Below are 19,389 nucleotides of genomic sequence, written 5' to 3' on the forward strand. Positions count from 1 at the left end.
AGGCCGGGGTGGAAATCTCGTGAGGCCGATCGAGACGCGATACGCCTGTAGCGGCGATGTGCGGATCGCCTATCAGGTGGTCGGGCAGGGATCGTTCGATCTCGTCTTCGTGCCGGGCTTCATTTCCAACCTCGACCTGCACTGGGAAGACGAGGGCTACACCAGGCTCTTGAAGCGGCTTTCGGCGTTCTCTCGGCTGATCCTGTTCGACAAGCGCGGCACCGGCCTGTCCGACCGTGTCGACGCGCATAATCTGCCCAGTCTCGAGACGCGGATGGACGATGTGCGCGCGGTAATGGACGCCGCCGGCAGCGGCCGTGCGGCGCTGCTCGGCTCCTCCGAAGGCGCGCCGATGGCGATGCTGTTCGCCGCCACCTATCCGGAGCGGACACGGGCGCTGGCGCTCTATGGCGGCTATGCGCATTTCCACAAATGGGTGATGTCGCCCGAACGCCTCGACGCTTTCATCGAGATGGCGGAGACAGCCTGGGGCACTGGCGCCACGCTGCCCTATTTCGCGCCGAGCCGGGTCGACGACGCGCATTTCGCCCAGTGGTGGGCACGTTTCGAACGATTGTCGGCGAGCCCGACGGCGGCGGCGGCGCTGGCGCGCATGAACGCCGACGTCGACATCCGCCATATCCTGAGCGTGATCAGCGCGCCGACGCTTGTAATCCATCGCCGCAACGATGCGCGGGTCGACCCCGATGCCAGCCGCTTCCTTGCACAGAAGATCCCCGGCGCCCGGCTGGTCGAGATTCCCGGACGCGACCATCCGATCTGGACCGGCGATGTCGATGGGGTGGCCGACCTGATCGAGGAATTCCTGACCGGCGAACGCGCCGTGGGCGAAGTAGACCGCGTGCTGGCCGCACTGCTGGTGACACGCATCTACGACACGGCACGGCTCGGCGACCGGATGTGGAGCGAACGCAGCCAACGCTTCCAGGAAACCTGGCGGCTGCTGGTCGGGCGCCATGGCGGGCGCTCTGTGGGCCTGCATGGCGAGTTGATGATTTCGCGCTTCGACGGCCCGGCACGCGCCATACGCTGCGCGGCAGCGCTGCGCGAGGCGGCGCAGGAAATCGGCGTGGCAAACGCGCAAGGGGCGCATGTCGGCGAGATCGAAGTGCGCGGTCCGCCCGTTGGGACGACGGCGCGGGTGGCAATGCAACTGGCCGCCCATGCCGGCCGCGGCGACATTATCGCGTCGCGTCTGATCGCCGATCTGGCGGCTGGGTCGGGCCTGCATTTCACCGACGCCGGGCGCATCAGTGTCGACGAGCTGGAGCAGCCGCTGGCGCTGGTCCATGCGACGTCCGAACAGCATCTGGAACCCGCCTGCCGGCCCAAACCCAAGACCGCCGAGCCGGCCGCATTGACGGCGCGCGAAAGCGAGGTGGTGAGCCTCGTCGCCGACGGCAAGAGCAATGCCGCGATCGCCGCCGAATTGCGGCTGAGCGAACACACGGTCAAGCGCCATGTCGCCAACATACTGCTCAAGCTGGATCTGCCGTCGCGGGCGGCGGCGGCGGCGTTTTCGGCCAGGCACCCTGGCCCGCACGGGCCATGAGAGCCATGGCGCTTTCGGGCGAAGCGGCCATGGGCGGGTAAGCGCTATCAATTCTCTCCACGCAGGCTAGGCGGATGTCGCTGGGAAAGGCGCTGCGAACGGAGGAGGAAATGCTGAAGTCGAACCGGACACTCAAATTGCTTGTGATCGCTGCAAGCGTTGGCGCGTTGTTCGCCATCTCTCCCGCAAAGGCCGAGGACGCGTCCGCGGCGGCCGCCTACAAGGACATCGAGGCAACGCTCGGCTCGGTGCCGGACATGTTCAAGACCCTGCCGGATGTGGCCGTCGCCGGCGCCTGGGCCGAGATTAAGGGCGTGCAGCTCAACCCGAAGACGGCGCTTGACGGCAAGACCAAGGAACTTTTGGGCCTCGCCGTCGCGGCGCAGATCCCATGCCAGTACTGCATCTATTTCCACACCGAGGCGGCCAAGCTCAACGGCGCCAGCGACGAGGAGATCAAGGAGGCGGTGGCGATGTCCGCCATCGTGCGCCATTGGTCGACGATGCTCAACGGCAGCCAGGTCGATCTGACGACCTTCAAGAAGCAGACCGACGACGTATTCGCGGCTGTCAAGGCGAAGTCGCAGTAAGAACCACTGCCCGGCGATGAGCGCCGGACGGCACATCGACCATCAACCGCCCGGTCGGAAGACGGGCCAATGGAGGATGAAATGCTGACCAAGACCCAAACAGTGGACGGCGCCGCGATCAAGAAGGCGATCGAAACCCGTGACGGCAAGATGCTGTCGAGCTTCTATGCCGAAGACGCGCTGGTGCGGGTGATCGACCGCAACAACCCGCCGAGCGAGCCGCGTGAAATCCGCGGGCGCGCGGCGATCACCACATTCTGGGACGACATCTGCAGCCGGGCGATGACCCACAAGGTCGACACCACCATCGCCGACGGCGACAGCCTCGCCTTCACCCAGGCCTGCGCCTATCCGGACGGCACCAAGGTGTTCTGCGCAGCGATGCTGGAGCTGAAGAACGGTCGGATCGCAAGACAGACCGTCGTGCAGGCCTGGGACGAGTAGATCAACAACCGTGGATCAACCGCGGCCTGGGCCGCAACCTGGAGGAGAAGACGATGTTCAGCGCCAGATGGCAGATCGACGCCAAGTTCGGACACAAGCAGACCGTGCTCGACCTGTTGAAGAAATGGGAACGCGAGATCGGGTCACAGGTCGGCTTCGACGAGCTGGAATTCCAGATCATGACCGGTTCGATCGGCGCGCGGGAGGCGACGGTCGAGTCCCATCACCAGGTCGAAAGCCTGGCCCAGTTGGAGGCGTTCTTCGCCAAGATCGGCAAGATCGACGCGCACGCGAAATGGGGCAAGGAGATCGAGCCCTATGTCGTGTCTGGCACCAGCCTGTGGAATATCTATCGCATCGTGGAGTAGTGGTCTGCGGTCTTACCTCTCCCCTTGTGGGAGAGGTCGGATTGCCCCGATTTGTCCTTCACAAATCGGTTGGCAACCCGTGTGAGGGGTAAGCTGGCGTCAAGCTGGAACACCCCCTCATCCGTCTCGCGCCGATCCACCTTCTCCCACAAGAAGGGGAGAAGGCACAACTAGCCATGCGCAACCATCACATGCCGCACGGCGGTGTAATCCTCCAGTGCGTAGAGCGACATGTCCTTGCCGTAGCCGGACTGCTTCAACCCGCCATGCGGCATCTCGTTGGTCAGCATGAAGTGGGTGTTGATCCAGGTGCAGCCATATTGCAGGCGGGCGGCCGTCGCCATGGCGCGCGAGACATCCTTGGTCCATACGGATGACGCCAGGCCGTAGTCGCTGTCATTGGCCCAGTTCACCGCCTCGTCGACTTCCGAAAAACGAGTAACCGAGACGACCGGGCCGAACACTTCGCGGCGCACGATCTCATCTTCCTGCAGCGCGCCGGCGACGACGGTCGGCTGGTAATAGAAGCCGGAGCCCTCGCCCGGCTTGCCGCCGGTGGTGATCTCGATGTGTTTCAGTTCCGAGGCGCGCTCGACGAAGCTCGAGACGCGGTCGCGCTGGCGGCGCGAGATCAGCGGGCCGATTTCGTTTTCGGTATCGTCGGGGCGGTCGTACTTGATGGTCGAGACGGCCGAGGAGAGATCGGCGACGAGCTTGTCGTAGATCTTCTTGCCGGCGTAGATGCGGCAGGCGGCGGTGCAGTCCTGGCCGGCATTGTAATAGCCGAAGGCACGCAGGCCGTTGACCACGGCGCCGAGGTCGGCGTCGTCGAAGACGATGACCGGCGCCTTGCCGCCGAGCTCGAGATGCGTGCGCTTGACCGACTTGGCGGCCGCCTGCAGCACCTTCTTGCCGGTGGCGACATCGCCGGTGATCGAGATCATGTTGACCTTGAGATGATTGATCAGCGTGTTGCCGACGCTGTCGCCGCGGCCGAGCACGACATTGACGACGCCTTCGGGCAGGATGTCCGCAAGGATTTTTGCCAGCTTCAGCGCCGTCAGCGGTGTCTGCTCGGACGGTTTGAAGACGACGGTGTTGCCGCCGGCGATCGCCGGCGCCAGCTTCCAGGCCATCATCATCAGCGGATAGTTCCACGGCGCGATGGAAGCGACGATGCCAATGGCATCGCGACGGACCATCGAGGTGTGGCCGGGAATGTATTCGCCAGCGACGACGCCCGGCATCGAACGGACGGCGCCGGCGAAGAAGCGGTAGCAATCGACGATCGCCGGGATTTCGTCATTGAGCACGGCGTTGATCGGCTTGCCGCAGTTGAGCGCCTCGAGCGTGGCGAACTCCTTCGCGTCGGCTTCGATGCGGTCGGCGATCTTCAGCAAATAGCCGGAGCGCTGCGCCGGCGTGGTGCGCGACCACAAGACGAACGCCTGTTCGGCAGCAGTGACCGCCGCCTCGATCTGCGCCTGGCTGGCCTCGGGCAGGTTGAGGATGGTCGCCCCGGTCTTTGGATTGAGGATCGGCTCCTCGGTCTCGGTGCCCTTCTCGAATTTCGAGCCGATCAGCATCTGGGTGTCCATAAGGTTTCTCCCTTTACAGAAGCGAGTAGCGAGTAGCTGAAAGCGAGTAGGGTTTGACCGTCGATGATCCCTATTCGCTGTTTTTCATTTCCCGCTTCCAGCGATCTGGTCGCCGTCACGGGTGAGGTAATAAGCGGCAAGGATCGGCAGCAACGTCACCAGCATGACGACCATGGCAACGACATTGGTGACCGGGCGCTGGCGCGGACGGATCAGTTCTTCCAGCATCCAGATCGGCAGCGTCTGCTGCTGGCCGGCGGTGAAGGTGGTGACGATGACCTCGTCGAAGGACAGCGCGAAGGCCAGCATGCCGCCGGCAAGCAGCGCCGTGGCGATGTTGGGCAGCACGACATGGCGGAAGGTCTGAAAACCGTCGGCGCCGAGATCCATCGAAGCCTCGATCATCGAACCGGAAGTGCGGCGGAAACGGGCGACGGCGTTGTTGTAGACGACGACCACGCAGAAGGTGGCGTGGCCAAGCACGATCGTCCAGAACGAGAACGGGATGTCGGCCAGCGAAAAGGCCGAGCGCAGCGCAATGCCGGTGATGATGCCGGGCAGCGCGATCGGCAGGATGACCAGCAGCGAGATGGTTTCGCGGCCGAAGAATCTTGTCCGCGACACCGCCGCCGAACAGAGCGTGCCGAGGATGAGCGCGATCGCCGTCGAAATCGCGGCCACCCTGACCGACAGCGACAGCGCCTGCCAGACATCTGGCCGGTTCCAGGTCACGGCGAACCACTGCGTCGTCAGCCCTGGCGGCGGCCAGACGAAACTCTTCTCTTCGGTGGTGAAGGCATAGACGAAGATCAGCAGGATCGGCAGGTGCAGGAACAGCAGCCCGCAGGCGGCGGCAATCTTCAGGCCGAGCGGAGCCGACTGGGAACCATCAGAGCGCATCGAAGGCCCCCATGCGCTTGGCGCCCCAGAGATAGAAGCCCATGATGACGATCGGCACCACGGTGAAGGCGGCGGCGAGCGGGATGTTGCCGGCGGTGCCTTGCTGCGAATAGACCGCCTGGCCGATGAACAGACGCGAGGTGCCGATGATCTGCGGGATGATGTAATCGCCGAGCGTCAGAGAGAAGGTGAAGATCGAACCGGCGACGATGCCCGGCAGCGCCAGCGGAAACAGCACGTTGCGGAAGGTCTGTCCCGGTGAAGCGCCGAGGTCGGACGAGGCCTCGACCAGATTGCCGGGCACGCGCTCGAGCGCCGCCTGAACGGGGAGGATCATGAAGGGTAGCCAGACATAGACGAAGACGATGAAGGTGCCGGTGAACGATACCGACAGGGAATTGCCGCCGACGATCGGCAGCGACAGCCAAGCGTCGAGAACCCACAACAAATGCAGCTTGGCGAGCAGCCAGGTGAGGATGCCTTCCTTGGCCAGGATCAGCTTCCAGGCGTAGATCTTGACCAGATAGCTCGACCACAGCGGCAGCATGATGCCGAGATAGAACAAGGCCTTCCAGCGGCCGCGCGCATAGCGCGCCGCGTAGTAGGCGATGGGGAAGGCGATGACGGCCGAGGCCAGCGTGACCAGAGCCGCCATCGTCACCGTGCGCAGGATGATGTCGAGATTGGCAGCCTGGAACAGATCGCCATAGGTCTTGAGCGTGAACTCGCGGTCGATGAGGCCGGAAAACTCGTCGATGGAGAAAAAGCTCTGCGCCAGCAGCGCAAACAGCGAGCCGATATAGACGATGCCCAGCCACAAAACCGGAGGCAGCAGCATGAGCAGCAACAGGACCTTCGGCTTGCGCCAGAAAAGGTCCGACAGAGCGCCGCGCAGACCGCCGCTACCCGGCAGGATGGCGGGAGCGGTTGCACGCACCATGGCGGCGTCGAGGCTCATGCCGGCTCGTCCATCAGATGCAGGTGCTCGCGGTTGAAGGTCAGCACAACCGCCTCGCCTTCTGCCGGCAAGGCGATGCCGGCCGGCACGATGGCGTGCAGCCGCAGCCCGTCGGCGTCGAGCGCCAGCTTTGTCGTGGCGCCGAGATAATTGGTCGAGATGAGGCGGGCCGATACGCCTTCACCACTTGTGACCCCCTTGGCCGCGCGGCCGACGCGAATGGATTCAGGGCGGAGACTCCCCCAGCGATGCTGGCCGGAATAGCGCTGCACGAAATCCGGCGGCAGCACATTGGAGGAGCCGACGAAATCGGCGACGAAGCGGGTCCTCGGCCGCTGGTAGATATCTTCCGGAGTGCCGATCTGCATGATCTTGCCATCGTTGAAGACGGCGACGCGGTCGGCCATCGACAGCGCTTCGCCCTGGTCGTGAGTGACGAAGACGAAGGTGATGCCGAGCGCCTTCTGCAGCGACTTCAACTCCTCCTGCATGTTCTCGCGCAATTTGAGGTCGAGCGCGCCGAGCGGCTCGTCGAGCAGCAGCACCTTTGGCTGGTTGACCAGCGCGCGGGCCAGTGCCACGCGCTGGCGCTGGCCACCGGAAAGCTGGCCGGGCCGACGGGCGCCATAGCCGGGCAGCCGCACCAGTGACAGCGCCTCTTCCGCCGCCTTGTGCCGCTCAGCCTTGCCGACGCCCTTGACCATCAGGCCGTAGGCAACGTTGTCGAGCACGTTCAGATGCGGGAACAGCGCATAATCCTGAAACACGGTGTTGACGTTGCGGCGATAGGGCGGAACGCCCTCGGCGCGGTCGCCGAAGATCGAGATCGAGCCCGATGTCGGCTGCTCGAAGCCGGCGATGAGGCGCAGGCAAGTGGTCTTGCCGGAACCGGACGGCCCGAGCATGGCGAAGAATTCCCCAGGCGCGATGTCGAGATCGACCGCATCGACGGCGCGCACGCTGCCGAAATGGCGCGAGGCCTTCTGGAAGGAGACGGCGGAGGTCATGGGCTGTCAGTCCGTTGCCGGTTTGATGTGTTGATGTCGCGCGACGTCCCACCTCCCCCTTGGGGAGGTCGCGACGAAGCCGCGGGTGGGGGTGTCTCGAAAAACCCCGAGCAGACCCCACCCAGACGCTATGCGTCGACCCTCCCCACAAGGGGGAGGTAAGGATGCTCATCGTCCGCCGATGACGCCGATATAGTCCGACACCCAGCGATAGTAGGGCACGCACTGATCGTTCTGGGTGGCGCATTTCGACACCGGCGTCTTCCAGAACTTGATCTTGTCGAAGTTCTCGTAGCCATTGGTCTTGCAACCCTCGTCGGTCAAAAGCTCATTGCCCTTGCAGGCGGCGGGCACGACGGGCAGTGAGCCGAACCAGGCTGAGACATCGCCCTGCACCTTCGGCGACAGCGAATGTTCCATCCACATATAGGCACAGTTGGGGTTGGCGGCGTCGGCCTCCATCATGGTGGTGTCGGCCCAACCGGTGGCGCCCTCCTCCGGGATGGTGGACGCGACCGGCTTCTTGGCGGCGACCAGCGTGTTGACCTGATACGGCCACGAGCCGGAAGCGACGACGCCTTCGTTCTGGAAATCGTCGACCTGGATGGCGGCGTCGTGCCAATAGCGGCCAACCAGCGTGCGCTGGACGCGCAGCAATTCGAGCGCCGCCTTGTACTGGTCCTCGTTGAGTTCATAGGGATCCTTGATGCCGAGTTCCGGTTTGTGGAACATCAGATAGTTGGCCGCATCCGCAATGTGGATCGGCCCGTCATAGGCCTGGACGCGGCCCTTGTTGGACTTGCCGTCCGGCAGCTTCATTTCCTCAAAGACGATGTTCCAGCTCTTGGGAGCCTCCTTGAACACGTCGGTGTTGTACATCAGGACGTTGGGACCCCACTGGTAGGGAACGCCGTAGTGGGCGCCGCCGACGGTGAACCACGGCGCGTCCTTGAGGCGCTCGTCGACCGTCTTCCAGCTCGGGATGAGATCGGTGTTGATCGGCTGCACGCGCTTGCCGGCAACGAGGCGCAACGAGGCATCGCCCGAAGCGGTGACGAGGTCGAAGCCGCCCTCATTCATCAGCGAGACCATCTCGTCGGAGGTGTTGGCGGTCTTGACGTTGACCTTGCAGCCGGTCTCCTTCTCGAAGGAAGTCACCCAGTCATAGCCCTTGTCGGTTTCGCCGCGCTCGATGTAGCCCGGCCAGGCAACGATGTTGACCTGGCCTTCGCCCTTGCCAAGTTCCTTGACCTGGGCGACGGCCTGACCGGAAAAGGTCAGCGCGACCGTCAGAGCAGTGCATGACTTCAGGAATGAATTCATTGTCGATCTCCCATTTAGGCGCCTGACCCTGAAAGCCGGTTTCGGTCTTCGTTAGGGGTCACGCGCGGACTGAAAACTGTCAGTTCGTCCGTTGGGCTTGATGCCGCTCTGATGGCGGCTTTGGTCCCTGAACCGAAAGTGCTTTGAAAATTCCGGTTTCGCAAATTCATTTATCAGAAGGGCGATATCGGTTTTTCCGATAGATGTGCAGCCGGTCTCTCAGGGACGCTGGCGGACCGTCCGTTGCGACTGGGCAAGACCGATGAAATCGCGCGCGGCCTGCGGCAGACCGGAGCCGCGCCGCCAGACCATGCCGACCTGGACCACCGGCAAGGAGCCGGAAATATCGCGCGATTCGATGCGGTCGCCTTCCAGCGACCAGGGCCGGTAGACGAGATCGGGCAGCAGCGCCACGCCGGCACCGGTGGCGACCAGACTGCGCACGGCCTCCACGGAACGGGTGCGGAAGGCGACATGCGGCTTGGCGCCGATCGCCGTCAGCAGCTTGCCGGTATTCTCCTCGATCTCGTCGACGGTCAGCATGATCAGCGTTTCGGAGGCAATGTCGCCAATGCTGATGATGTCGGCGCCGACGAGCGGATGACCGAGCGGCAGCCACAGCCGATAGGCCGAGACTTCGAGGATTTCCGACTGCAACGCGGTGCGGTCGCGCAAATTGGAGGTGACCATGACGGCAATGTCGAGCTTGCCGCCGATCAGGAGGTGTTCGAGATAATCGCCATTGTCCTCGATGGCAGAGACCTCGACGCCGGGATAGGCACGGCGGTAGCGGGCGAGCAGATCCGACAGCACATAGCCGGCGACCAGCGAGGTGACGCCGAGCTGCAGCCGGCCGGCCGCCACCGCCTGCTCGCCGGAGAAAGAGCGACGCGCGTCGGAAACATCGGCGAGGATTTTCGTCGCATGGCGCAGGAACTGGTGACCCTTGTGGGTGATGTTGAGGCCGCGCGGGTGGCGTTCGAACAGTTCGACGCCGAGATCGCTTTCGAGTTCCTTGATCGCTTCGGTGACCGACGATTGCGAGATGGAGAGGTTCTGGGCGGCGCCCGAGACCGTGCCTTGCTCGGCAACGGCGATGAAGAACTGCAGCTGGCGGATGGTGAAAGCCATGCCCGGACTAAACACCGGCGGCCGAACGAAGGAAAGCCGACTGCAGAGCTTATCCCATGACCTGAGAGCTGGCGCTCAACCGAGCGCCAACTTGATGCGCCGCCGGCATGCGGGGCCATAGCGCAGCGCAAGCATGAATGCCGTCTCCACAGCCACGACGATGACAATGATGCGCAGGCCCACCGTGAAGGAGTCCCGGCCGCTGCCGCGCAGCAGATAGCCGGTGGTGAGAAAGCCCGCGTTCCAGAACGTGGCGCCGAGCAGCGTCGCGGCCGCGAAGGGCAAAGCGGGCAGGCAGAGCGCGCCGGCGGCGATCGGCAGGTAATTGCGCACAGTCGGGATGAACTGCGCCAGCAAGGACACCCGGACGTGATTGCGCCGATAGGCCTGGCCAAGCCTGCGGTAGGTCGCGTGGCGCAGGAACACGTACTTGCCGAAACGCTCGACCAGCCTGTCGGCACGGGCAGGTCCAACCCGGCGGCCGACCGCATACCAGACAAGGCAGCCGCTGGCGGACGCAAGCGTCGTCACCATCAGCAGGATCGCCAGCGTCGAAGCATCCGGCGCCGCCGTCATGCCGAGGAACAGCAGCAGCACATGCGAGGGCGGGATTGGCAGGATCTTTTCGGTGAAGGCGAGGCAGAAGACGCCGAACAGACCGAAGCCGAGGATGGCCGCCAGCGGCCCCGTCATGCGAAGCGACATGGTGACGCCGACACCAAACGGCGCCACGGTCCATCTCTGGAGAAAAGACAAAGCATCAGGCAACCTTCATCCTGGATCCAACGCTTCGATCGGTCGGCGTGGCGTTTGCTGCAGTCAGCGTCGGACCCGAAATCCGTTGCATATGTCGGGTCCGACGCCTTGGCGCCGGCATACGAGGCGAATCGCGCACCGACTGGTTCTGTTTGCCGCGAATGGATTGCGTGGACATTGCGCCTCGGCGCGGACGAGACGTGTTTGACATCGACACCAATCGTAACTAACTAAGTTACATGAAGCGCAACAGCCGACTGTCCTCTACCCTGCACATTCTCGTCCACATGGCCGAGAAGCCCGAACAGGCGCTGACCTCCGAGCAGCTTGCCACCTTCATCCACACCAATCCGGTGGTGGTCCGCCGCACCATCGCAGGCTTGCGCGACGCCGGCATCGTCACCTCGTCGCGCGGGCACGGTGGCGGCTGGCTGCTCGGGCGGGCGCCCGAGAAAATATCCCTGGCCGAGATCAGCGTCGCCCTTGGCGAGACACTGCTGCCGTTCAGCACCGATCCGGAAAGCCCCGGCTGCCTCGTCGAGCAGGCGGTGATCGCCGTGCTCGACGATTTTCGCAACGCCGCCGAAAGGCTGCTGGCGGAGAAGCTGAGCCGCATCACGCTGGCTGACCTGACCGCCGATTTCCGCCGCCGTTTTGACCTCATTGGAGTCTCCAGCCATGCAGTATGATCTTGCCGTCGTCGGCGGCAGCTTTGCCGGCCTGTCCGCCGCCATCCAGGTGGCGCGGGCAGGACGCAAGGTGCTGGTGATCGACGCCGGCCGGTCGCGCAACCGCTTTGCCGAGCATTCGCACGGCTTCCTCGGACATGACGGGCGCGCGCCCGGCGCAATCCTGGATGACGCAAGGCGCCAACTACTGGCCTATCCGACAGCCAGGGTTGTCGACGGGCGCGCCGACAAGGCCCTTGCCGCTGGCAGCAGCGATTTCGAAATCACCACCGAGGGTGGCGAGACATTCGGCGCGGCACGGCTGGTACTGGCCACTGGGGTGCGCGATATCCTGCCGGAGGTTGCCGGGCTTACCGAGCTCTGGGGAAAGAGCGTGCTGCACTGCCCCTATTGCCACGGCTACGAAGTTTCCGGCGGGCCGCTCGGCGTGCTCGCAACCGGTCCGATGTCCATGCATCAGGCACAGCTGATCACCGATTGGGGCGATGTCACGCTGTTCGGCAATGGCCTGTTCGAGCCTGACACAGAGCAGATGCGCGCGCTGGAGAGCCGAAAGGTGCGGTTTGAGCCCACCAGCGTTGCCGAGCTAGAGGAAGACGGCTCCGGCGGATTGATCGTCCACCTCGACGACGGCAGAAAGGCCGGCGTCAGGGCGGTGTTCACCGCTCCGCGCAATATCATGGCCAGCCCGCTGGCCGAACAGCTCGGCTGCGGCTTCACCGAAGGCCTCCTCGGCCCGGTGATATCAGTCGACGACAGGCAGCAGACGACCGTGCCCGGCGTCTACGCCGCCGGCGACGCGGCACGTTCGATGCACAACATCGCCCTTGCAGTATCGGGTGGCACCTTTGCGGGCGTCTGCGCCCACCAATCGCTGGTCTTCGGCTAGAACCCGGCTTCCGCGCCGGCGATGCTGAGCCGGGCGCCGGCCTGCGCAAGGGCGGCGGCCAGGTCGTGCGGCGGCGAGCGGTCGGTGGCGAGTTCGGAAAAGCTGTCGAAGCCGCAGACCTGGACCAGACCAAGACGGCCGAATTTCGAGTGATCGGTGATGACGAGGGACCGCTGGCCGCGCGACAGCACCATGCGGGCGAACTCGGCCTCATCCAGATCAAAATCCATGACGCCCATCACCGCGTCGACGCCCCCGGTGGAAATGATGGCGTGACTGACCGAGAAGCGACTGACAAAATCGATCGCCGAGGCGCCGAAAGCAGCACCGGAATCGCTGCGCAACTCGCCGCCGGCCATATAGACCTTGTTGCCGTTGATGGTGGCCAGCGTGCGGGCGATGTCCGAGGAATTGGTGACGACCGTCAGGCGCCGGTGGCCGAGCAGTTCACGTGCAAGGAACGAGGTCGTCGTTCCGGTGTCGAGCATGATGGATTCCCCGTCGCGGATGGTGGCGGCGACCATGCGGGCAATGACGCGCTTGGCGTCGGCGTTCTCACGCATGCGCCGCTCGAACGGCGCTTCGCCGATCATTGACGGCAGGCCGATGGCGCCATGCATCTTGAGGACAGAGCCATCACCGGTCAGCGGCTTGACGTCGCGGCGCACCGTCTCGAGCGACACGCCCAGCCGGTCGGCCAGACTGGCGATGGTGACGGTGCCCTCTTCCTGCAGGAGCCGCAGGATCTCGCCGTGTCGTTTGGACTGGGCCATCTGGTTTCCCGAACTGATGCTCTTGACCGATTCTAAGGTAATTCAATTGCTTTTAAAGGAACTACCTTATGCTTTCAGGCAAAATACCCAAAAAAAGTCACAGCTTTTTATTGACAAGCGGGAAACCCTGGCGTGAAATCAAAGACATTAACAGGCTTCAGATCTGCGACTGGGGGCAGAGCCGCAACTCAGCGATCAGGCCGTTTGGAACGTGCCTGTACAAGGAATTTTCAGATCCGCGGGGGCGGATGCCGGGCTCAAAAACCTGGCCAAGGGGCTCGTCGGTGCGGTGCGGGATACCGATCCTGGCGTCCCGCACCGACGAGATTATTTACGTTTCTCCCCGCCGTCGTTGCGCTGTTCACGGCGCCTTGTCGAAGCCCAGCAAACCAGGGATGATTCCGTGACCGCCGAAGACCGCATCCGCGCCCTGCCCTGCTGGACCGGTGGCATCGAGATCGCACCGCTGCCCGGCGGTCTGAGCAACGCGAATTATGTGGTCACGGACGCGGCGGGACGACACGTCGTGCGCTTCGGCAAGGACTATCCGTTCCACCATGTCTTTCGCGAGCGCGAGGTGATGACGGCGCGGGCGGCGCATGCCGCCGGTTTCGCGCCGGCCGTCCGCCATGCCGAACCGGGCATCATGGTCACAGAGTTTCTCGGCGCCAAGACCTATCTCGCCGAGGACGTACGCGCCAATCTTGGCCGCGTCGCAGCCCTGATGCGCGCCTTTCACCGGGAGATGCCCACTCACGTCTCCGGCGCCGGCTTCATGTTCTGGGTGTTCCATGTCATTCGCGACTATGCGCGCACGCTTGAAGAAGGCGGCAGCCGCAAGCGCAGCGACCTGCCGCGCCTGCTGACGCTGGCCGACGAACTGGAGCGCGCGCAGAAACTGCTGCCGATCGTCTTTGGCCACAATGATCTGTTGCCGGCCAACATTCTCGACGACGGCAACAGGCTGTGGCTGATCGACTTCGAATATGCCGGCTTCAACACGGCGATGTTCGACCTCGCAGGCGCCGCCTCCAACGCCGGCATGAGCGACGAGGAATCCTTCGCCTTCCTGACCGCCTATTTCATGAAGGAACCGGACGAAGCGATCCGCCGTTCGCACGCGGCCATGCAATGCGCCTCGCTGCTGCGCGAGGCGATGTGGAGCATGGTGTCCGAGCTCTATCTCGACGCGCCCGGTATCGACTATGTCGCCTACACCGAGGAAAACCTCGCCCGGCTCGACACGGCGCTGGAAAACTACAGAACGAAGTACGGGATGCAGAAATCATGACATTGCCGACCCAGGCCGCCATCGTCGTCATCGGCGGTGGCATCATCGGCTGTTCGACGGCTTATCATCTGGCGCGCGACCACAAGGCCGATGTCGTTCTGCTCGAACAAGGCAAGCTGACCTCGGGCTCGACCTGGCATGCCGCCGGCCTTGTCGGCCAGTTGCGCTCGTCGGCTTCGATCACCCGCGTGCTGAAATACTCCGTCGACCTCTACAAGGGCCTCGAGGCCGAGACCGGCCTTGCCACCGGCTGGAAGATGACCGGCTGCCTCAGGCTCGCCACCAATGCCGACCGCTGGACCGAGTACAAAAGGCTGGCGACGACGGCGAAAAGCTTCGGCATGGACATGCAATTGCTGTCGCCGGCGGAAGTCAAGGCAATGTGGCCGCTCATGGAAACCGGCGATCTTGTCGGCGCCTCCTGGCTGCCGACCGATGGCCAGGCGAGCCCCTCCGACATCACGCAGTCGCTGGCCAAGGGCGCGCGCATGCATGGCGCCAAACTGTTCGAGGATGTCCGCGTCATCGGCTTCGAAATGAAGGACGGCCGCATCACGGCGGTGAAGACCAACAAGGGCGACATTGCTTGTGACAAGGTGGTCAACTGCGCCGGCCAGTGGGCGCGGCAGGTCGGCGCCATGGCCGGCATCAACGTGCCGCTGCAGCCGGTGAAGCACCAGTACATCATCACCGAGAAGATCGACGGACTGGCGACCGACGCGCCGACCATCCGCGATCCGGACCGGCGCACCTATTTCAAGGAAGAGGTCGGCGGGCTGGTGATGGGCGGCTATGAGTCGAACCCGCAGGCCTGGGCTACTGGTCTCCCCGGCGGCGACGTCCCCAATGATTGGGAATTCAGGCTGTTCGACGATGATTACGACCATTTCGAGCAGCACATGAGCCAAGCGATCGCGCGCGTGCCGGCACTGGAAACCGTCGGCGTCAAGCAGATGATCAACGGGCCGGAGAGTTTTACACCGGACGGCAATTTCATTCTCGGCACAGCGCCCGAATGCGCCAACATGTTTGTCGGCGCCGGCTTCAACGCCTTCGGCATCGCCTCGGGCGGCGGCGCCGGCTGGGTGCTGGCGCAGTGGGTGGTCGATGGCGAAGCACCGCTCGACCTGTGGGTGGTCGACATCAGGCGCTTTTCCAATTTGCACCGCGACCGTCAGTGGGTCTGCGACCGCACGCTGGAGGCCTATGGCAAACACTATACGATCGGCTTTCCGCATGAAGAGTATGCCAGCGGGAGGCCGCGCATCATCTCGCCGCTCTACGAGCGGCTGAAACAGCAGCGCGCCGTGTTCGGCTCGAAGCTCGGCTGGGAGCGGCCTAACTGGTTCGCGCCCGAAGGCGTCGAGCCGCAGGACATCTATTCGATGGGCCGGCAGAACTGGTTTGTGGCGGTCGGCGACGAACACCGGCATGTGCGCGAAAAAGTCGGCATATTCGATCAATCCTCCTTCGCCAAATACGAGCTGAGCGGGCCCGATGCGCTGAAGGCGCTGGACTGGGTCTGCGCCAACGACGTCAGCAAGCCGGTCGGCCGGCTGACCTACACGCAGCTTCTCAACACACGCGGCGGCATCGAGGCCGATCTGACGGTGGCGCGGCTGGCCGAAGAGAAGTTCTACATCGTCACCGGCACAGGCTTCCGTACGCATGATTCCTCATGGATCGGCGATCATATCGGCGAAGGGCTCGATGCCAGGCTCGTCGATGTCACCGAGGATTTCGGCACGCTGTCGCTGATGGGTCCTCGGGCGCGCGACGTGCTTTCGGCCGCGACCGAAGCCGACGTGTCAAATGTGAGCTTCCCATTCGGCCATGTGCGTGAGATTGCCATCGCCGGCCACACGGTTCGGGCGCTGCGCGTCACCTATGTCGGCGAGTTGGGCTGGGAACTGCACGTGCCGATCGCGGCCACCGGCGAAGTCTTCGACGCGCTGATGGCGGCAGGCAAAAAGCACGACATCCGCCCGATCGGCTATCGGGCACTGGAATCGCTGCGGCTGGAAAAGGGCTATCGTGCCTGGGGCTCCGACATCACGCCCAACGACACGCCGCAGGAAGCCGGGCTCGGCTGGGCGGTCAAGCTGCGCAAGAACACGGATTTCATCGGACGGCGCGCGCTGGAGAAGACCAGCGGCACGGCAATGAAGAAACGCTTTGCCGGCTTCACGGTCGACGACCCCGAGATCGTGCTGCTCGGCCGCGAAACCATCCTGCGCAATGGCGAGCCTGTCGGTTATCTCACCAGCGGCGGTTATGGCTATACGCTGGGCAAGACCATCGGCTACGGCTACGTGCGCAGCGCCGACGGGGTCAGCGACGATTTTCTCGCCTCGGGCGACTACGAACTGGTGGTTGCGATGGAGAGGACGCCGGCCAAGATCCACCTCGAGCCGATGTACGACCCGGCAGGCGCGAGGGTCAAAGCGTAGGTCAGGTCACGCGCAGTGCGAGGCCGCGGCTGGGCACGGTGTCGGCTTCGCCGGGCATCGAGACATAAGGGCGCGTTTCCTCGACGCGGGTGACGAGGCCCTGCGCCTCGAGCTCAGCGACGCGCGTGGCGAAGCCCTGATCCCACAGCGAGTTCTTGACCGTCAGCACGATGATGCCGCCCGGCCGGCAGATGCGGATCAGTTCGTCCAGCCCCTCGACGCCAACATGACCTGATGTGAAGACGCCGGCCGAGATCACTCCGGCATAGGCATCATCGGCAAAGGGCAGATGACCGCCCAGCGCCAGGCAATGGAGCGCGGAATAGACACCCTTGCGGGCTGCCTGATCCAGCATGCCTTGCGAAATATCGAGTGCCTCGACTTGCGGGTAACCAGCAATATCAAGCCATTCGCCGATGAGACCGGTGCCGGCCCCGGCATCGAGCAGCGGTGCTGAACCGCGCGGCAGATGGCGGGTCAGCAGCGCAAGGCAGATCGTCGGATGGCGATAGCCGGCGGCCGACATGTCGGCGTCGTAGGTCTGCGACCAACGATCATAAAGTGCGGCGACCTCTTCGGGTCGCTTTGCCGCGTAGGCCGCGCCAAGCGTGCCCTGATGTTTGCTGTCCGCCACTTTGATCCAGTCCGCCAATTTTTGATCTCGCAGTGATGATAGCCAAAGCGCGAAAATTGTGGAACCGTTGCCGCGACAAATAACAGTGTGTGGGGGCGCAGGCATGATTACAGACGAGGCGCGTGCGGCACTGGACGCCATTCCCATGCTGGCCGGCTACAGCGGGCCGCTGGAACGGCTGGGCGGCCTCACCAACCTCGTCTTCAAGGCCGGCGACTTCTGCCTGCGCATTCCCGGCAAGGGCACCGAGGAATACATCAACCGGGCCAACGAAGCGGTGGCAGCGCGCGAGGCGGCAAAAGCAGGGGTCAGTCCCGAGGTGCTGCATGTCGATGCCGGCACCGGGTTGATGGTGACACGCTACATCGCCGGCGCCGAAACCATGTCGGAGGAGAAATTCAAGGTTCGGCCGGGCAGTCCAGCCCGCGCCGGCGAGGCCTTTCGCAAGCTGCACAATTCAGGCGCGGTGTTTCCCTTCCGCTTCGAGCTGTTTGCGATGATCGACGACTATCTCAAGGTGCTGTCCACCAAGGAGATCGCCCTGCCCGCCGGCTATCATGACGTGGTGCGCGACGCCGAGAGCGTGCGGTCGGCGCTGGCCGCCCATCCGCTGCCTCTCGTCGCCTGTCATTGCGATCCGCTGTGCGAAAACTTCCTCGACACCGGCGAGCGGATGTGGATCGTCGACTGGGAATATTCGGGCATGAACGACCCGCTCTGGGACCTTGGCGACCTCTCCGTGGAAGGCAAATTCGATCTGGCGCAAGACGAAGAGATGATGCGCGCCTATTTCGGCGGCGAGGCGAGGCCGGCGCAGCGCGGCCGCATCGTCATCTACAAGGCGATGTGCGACCTGTTGTGGACGCTGTGGGGGCTGATCCAGCTCGCCAACAACAACCCGGTCGATGATTTTCGCGCCTATGCCGACGGGCGGTTCGCGCGCTGCAAGGCGCTGATGGAGACGTCCGAGTTTTCACGGCATCTGGCGGCGATCCGCCGGGGGTGAGCCTGGACTAATTCACGCCCTTCGGCACGTTTTCGGGCGGCACCGTGGTCTCGACCACTTTCTGGCGGTGGAAGATGAACAGGCCGGCGAGAACGACAATGCCCGAGCCGATCAGGATGCGCGGACCGGGAACGTCGCCGAAGAACACCAGTCCGAACACCACCGCCCACAGCAGCAGCGTGTAATGCAGCGGCGCCAGCGTTGAGGCCGGCGCCAGCTTGAGCGCCCTGGTGATCATCAGATGGGCGCCGCAGGAGACGATGCCGAGCAGCAGCATGGCGCCGAGATCGAGCGCCGACGGCGTCTGCCAGGCGCCGATGCTCAGCACGCCGCCGACCAGCAGCGTGCCGATGGTCTGCCATGTCACTAGATTGGTGTCGCTGGTGCCACGCAGCCGGCGGTTGAGGATGATGGCGAAGGCGAAGGAGATACTGCCCACCAGCGCAAAACCCGATGACAGCGAGAAGGCCGCCGAGGACGGTTTCAGCATGATCAGCACACCGCAGAAGCCGAGCAGGATCGCCATCCAGCGGCGCCAGCCGACCTTTTCGCCAAGCAAGAGGTGCGAGAGTGCCGCGACGTAGATCGGCCCCGCCATGTAGAAACTCATCACATCGGCCAGCGGCAGATAGACCACGGCGGCATAGAAGAGCGCGGTGTCGAGCGTGGTCATCACCACCCGCAGCAGCTGCAGCTCCAGGCGTTCCATGCGAAACAGCTTGGCCGGGCCCTGGTTGGCGATCATCGGGCCGAGCACGAAGAAGGCGCCGATGGAGCGGATCAGCACCACCTGGCCGACGGAGAAGCTGGCGACCAGCCATTTGCCCATGGCGTCGTTCAGCGCAAACAGGAAATCGCCGGCCAGCATCAGCAGAATGCCGGCCAAAAGCACATTCCTGATCGTCGAATTCTGCGCCACGGGCTGCGTCATGCCGATCCCGATTCCTCCCTGGTAAGCCGCGTCGTAGACGGAAGTGGCTGCCTTGACGAGGAGAATTCGGGCAATGGG

General features: G+C 63.9%; 19 protein-coding genes. 9 read left to right on the forward strand and 10 right to left on the reverse strand.

All coding sequences use genetic code 11. The features are described 5' to 3' along the window. Positions 1-19: 19 nt before the first annotated feature. From A9K65_RS00685 to A9K65_RS00700, 4 genes are all read left to right on the forward strand, one after another. On the forward strand, positions 20-1,573 hold the full coding sequence (locus A9K65_RS00685) for an alpha/beta fold hydrolase (RefSeq protein WP_064995767.1): 1,554 nt from the start codon (positions 20-22) through the stop codon (positions 1,571-1,573). Between the two features lie 110 nt (positions 1,574-1,683). Beyond that, positions 1,684-2,163, forward strand: coding sequence for a carboxymuconolactone decarboxylase family protein (locus tag A9K65_RS00690; protein WP_013528017.1), 480 nt, complete (start codon positions 1,684-1,686; stop codon positions 2,161-2,163). A gap of 81 nt (positions 2,164-2,244) precedes the next feature. Then, positions 2,245-2,607 carry a nuclear transport factor 2 family protein gene (locus A9K65_RS00695; RefSeq protein ID WP_064995788.1) on the forward strand — a complete coding sequence of 121 codons (363 nt, stop codon included), beginning with the start codon at positions 2,245-2,247 and terminating at the stop codon, positions 2,605-2,607. Between the two features lie 53 nt (positions 2,608-2,660). Then, positions 2,661-2,975: a hypothetical protein gene (locus tag A9K65_RS00700; protein ID WP_064995768.1), complete on the forward strand. Its 315-nt coding sequence runs from the start codon at positions 2,661-2,663 to the stop codon at positions 2,973-2,975. Positions 2,976-3,145: 170 nt separating this feature from the next. Here the strand turns inward: A9K65_RS00700 and A9K65_RS00705 are convergent, their stop codons facing one another. The 7 genes from A9K65_RS00705 to A9K65_RS00735 all read right to left on the reverse strand — a co-directional run bounded on the left by A9K65_RS00705 (position 3,146) and on the right by A9K65_RS00735 (position 10,624). Further along, entirely contained in the window at positions 3,146-4,573 is a 1,428-nt protein-coding gene (locus tag A9K65_RS00705; RefSeq protein WP_064995770.1) for a gamma-aminobutyraldehyde dehydrogenase, read from the reverse strand. Between the two features lie 84 nt (positions 4,574-4,657). Beyond that, entirely contained in the window at positions 4,658-5,473 is an 816-nt protein-coding gene (locus tag A9K65_RS00710; protein WP_024503371.1) for an ABC transporter permease, read from the reverse strand. Continuing rightward, on the reverse strand, positions 5,463-6,413 hold the full coding sequence (locus A9K65_RS00715; RefSeq protein WP_210161359.1) for an ABC transporter permease: 951 nt from the start codon (positions 6,411-6,413) through the stop codon (positions 5,463-5,465). The genes A9K65_RS00710 and A9K65_RS00715 overlap by 11 nt, the downstream gene beginning before the upstream one ends. A gap of 14 nt (positions 6,414-6,427) precedes the next feature. Further along, positions 6,428-7,438, reverse strand: coding sequence for an ABC transporter ATP-binding protein (locus tag A9K65_RS00720; RefSeq protein WP_063169923.1), 1,011 nt, complete (start codon positions 7,436-7,438; stop codon positions 6,428-6,430). Positions 7,439-7,606: 168 nt separating this feature from the next. After that, positions 7,607-8,761, reverse strand: a complete 1,155-nt coding sequence (locus A9K65_RS00725; protein WP_013528024.1) for an ABC transporter substrate-binding protein — start codon at positions 8,759-8,761, stop codon at positions 7,607-7,609. Positions 8,762-8,980: 219 nt separating this feature from the next. Then, positions 8,981-9,892: a LysR substrate-binding domain-containing protein gene (locus A9K65_RS00730; protein WP_013528025.1), complete on the reverse strand. Its 912-nt coding sequence runs from the start codon at positions 9,890-9,892 to the stop codon at positions 8,981-8,983. 75 nt (positions 9,893-9,967) lie between these two features. Continuing rightward, entirely contained in the window at positions 9,968-10,624 is a 657-nt protein-coding gene (locus A9K65_RS00735) for a DedA family protein (RefSeq protein ID WP_084016318.1), read from the reverse strand. Positions 10,625-10,887: 263 nt separating this feature from the next. On the opposite strand from A9K65_RS00735, the gene A9K65_RS00740 reads away from it, so the two are divergent. Beyond that, a complete protein-coding gene (locus tag A9K65_RS00740; protein ID WP_063169921.1) occupies positions 10,888-11,337 on the forward strand; it encodes an Rrf2 family transcriptional regulator in 450 nt (149 codons plus the stop codon). Further along, positions 11,327-12,226: an NAD(P)/FAD-dependent oxidoreductase gene (locus tag A9K65_RS00745; protein ID WP_064995771.1), complete on the forward strand. Its 900-nt coding sequence runs from the start codon at positions 11,327-11,329 to the stop codon at positions 12,224-12,226. Before A9K65_RS00740 ends, A9K65_RS00745 begins: the two co-directional genes overlap by 11 nt. On the opposite strand, the gene A9K65_RS00750 is transcribed toward A9K65_RS00745, so the two are convergent. Continuing rightward, positions 12,223-12,999 (reverse strand): DeoR/GlpR family DNA-binding transcription regulator, encoded by a 777-nt coding sequence (locus tag A9K65_RS00750; RefSeq protein ID WP_013528029.1) that lies wholly within the window; start codon positions 12,997-12,999, stop codon positions 12,223-12,225. The genes A9K65_RS00745 and A9K65_RS00750 overlap by 4 nt on opposite strands. Before the next feature lie 403 nt (positions 13,000-13,402). Between A9K65_RS00750 and A9K65_RS00755 the strand changes: the two genes are divergently transcribed. After that, complete coding sequence (locus A9K65_RS00755) at positions 13,403-14,290, forward strand: phosphotransferase family protein (protein ID WP_063169919.1); 888 nt, start codon at positions 13,403-13,405, stop codon at positions 14,288-14,290. Continuing rightward, entirely contained in the window at positions 14,287-16,740 is a 2,454-nt protein-coding gene (locus A9K65_RS00760) for an FAD-dependent oxidoreductase (RefSeq protein WP_064995772.1), read from the forward strand. The genes A9K65_RS00755 and A9K65_RS00760 overlap by 4 nt, the downstream gene beginning before the upstream one ends. Position 16,741: 1 nt before the next feature. Here the strand turns inward: A9K65_RS00760 and A9K65_RS00765 are convergent, their stop codons facing one another. Continuing rightward, positions 16,742-17,374 (reverse strand): class I SAM-dependent methyltransferase, encoded by a 633-nt coding sequence (locus tag A9K65_RS00765; RefSeq protein ID WP_064995790.1) that lies wholly within the window; start codon positions 17,372-17,374, stop codon positions 16,742-16,744. Positions 17,375-17,477: 103 nt separating this feature from the next. Between A9K65_RS00765 and A9K65_RS00770 the strand changes: the two genes are divergently transcribed. Then, positions 17,478-18,380, forward strand: a complete 903-nt coding sequence (locus tag A9K65_RS00770) for a phosphotransferase family protein (protein ID WP_064995773.1) — start codon at positions 17,478-17,480, stop codon at positions 18,378-18,380. Between the two features lie 7 nt (positions 18,381-18,387). Here the strand turns inward: A9K65_RS00770 and A9K65_RS00775 are convergent, their stop codons facing one another. Further along, positions 18,388-19,311: a DMT family transporter gene (locus A9K65_RS00775; RefSeq protein WP_013528034.1), complete on the reverse strand. Its 924-nt coding sequence runs from the start codon at positions 19,309-19,311 to the stop codon at positions 18,388-18,390. Between the last annotated feature and the right edge of the window lie 78 nt (positions 19,312-19,389).

The sequence above is a fragment of the Mesorhizobium sp. WSM1497 genome (genome assembly GCF_001672455.2).
GTDB classification, from domain to species: Bacteria; Pseudomonadota; Alphaproteobacteria; order Rhizobiales; family Rhizobiaceae; genus Mesorhizobium; species Mesorhizobium ciceri.

Excerpts from the sequence above, each read along its gene's own strand:
- A9K65_RS00725 (WP_013528024.1), bottom strand. The coding sequence starts at position 8,761 with ATGAATTCATTCCTGAAGTCATGCACTGCTCTGACGGTCGCGCTGACC.
- A9K65_RS00695 (WP_064995788.1), top strand. The coding sequence starts at position 2,245 with ATGCTGACCAAGACCCAAACAGTGGACGGCGCCGCGATCAAGAAGGCG.
- A9K65_RS00690 (WP_013528017.1), top strand. The coding sequence starts at position 1,684 with ATGCTGAAGTCGAACCGGACACTCAAATTGCTTGTGATCGCTGCAAGC.
- A9K65_RS00730 (WP_013528025.1), bottom strand. The coding sequence starts at position 9,892 with ATGGCTTTCACCATCCGCCAGCTGCAGTTCTTCATCGCCGTTGCCGAG.
- A9K65_RS00715 (WP_210161359.1), bottom strand. The coding sequence starts at position 6,413 with ATGGTGCGTGCAACCGCTCCCGCCATCCTGCCGGGTAGCGGCGGTCTG.
- A9K65_RS00760 (WP_064995772.1), top strand. The coding sequence starts at position 14,287 with ATGACATTGCCGACCCAGGCCGCCATCGTCGTCATCGGCGGTGGCATC.
- A9K65_RS00745 (WP_064995771.1), top strand. The coding sequence starts at position 11,327 with ATGCAGTATGATCTTGCCGTCGTCGGCGGCAGCTTTGCCGGCCTGTCC.
- A9K65_RS00750 (WP_013528029.1), bottom strand. The coding sequence starts at position 12,999 with ATGGCCCAGTCCAAACGACACGGCGAGATCCTGCGGCTCCTGCAGGAA.
- A9K65_RS00740 (WP_063169921.1), top strand. The coding sequence starts at position 10,888 with ATGAAGCGCAACAGCCGACTGTCCTCTACCCTGCACATTCTCGTCCAC.
- A9K65_RS00775 (WP_013528034.1), bottom strand. The coding sequence starts at position 19,311 with ATGACGCAGCCCGTGGCGCAGAATTCGACGATCAGGAATGTGCTTTTG.
- A9K65_RS00720 (WP_063169923.1), bottom strand. The coding sequence starts at position 7,438 with ATGACCTCCGCCGTCTCCTTCCAGAAGGCCTCGCGCCATTTCGGCAGC.
- A9K65_RS00700 (WP_064995768.1), top strand. The coding sequence starts at position 2,661 with ATGTTCAGCGCCAGATGGCAGATCGACGCCAAGTTCGGACACAAGCAG.
- A9K65_RS00770 (WP_064995773.1), top strand. The coding sequence starts at position 17,478 with ATGATTACAGACGAGGCGCGTGCGGCACTGGACGCCATTCCCATGCTG.
- A9K65_RS00710 (WP_024503371.1), bottom strand. The coding sequence starts at position 5,473 with ATGCGCTCTGATGGTTCCCAGTCGGCTCCGCTCGGCCTGAAGATTGCC.
- A9K65_RS00705 (WP_064995770.1), bottom strand. The coding sequence starts at position 4,573 with ATGGACACCCAGATGCTGATCGGCTCGAAATTCGAGAAGGGCACCGAG.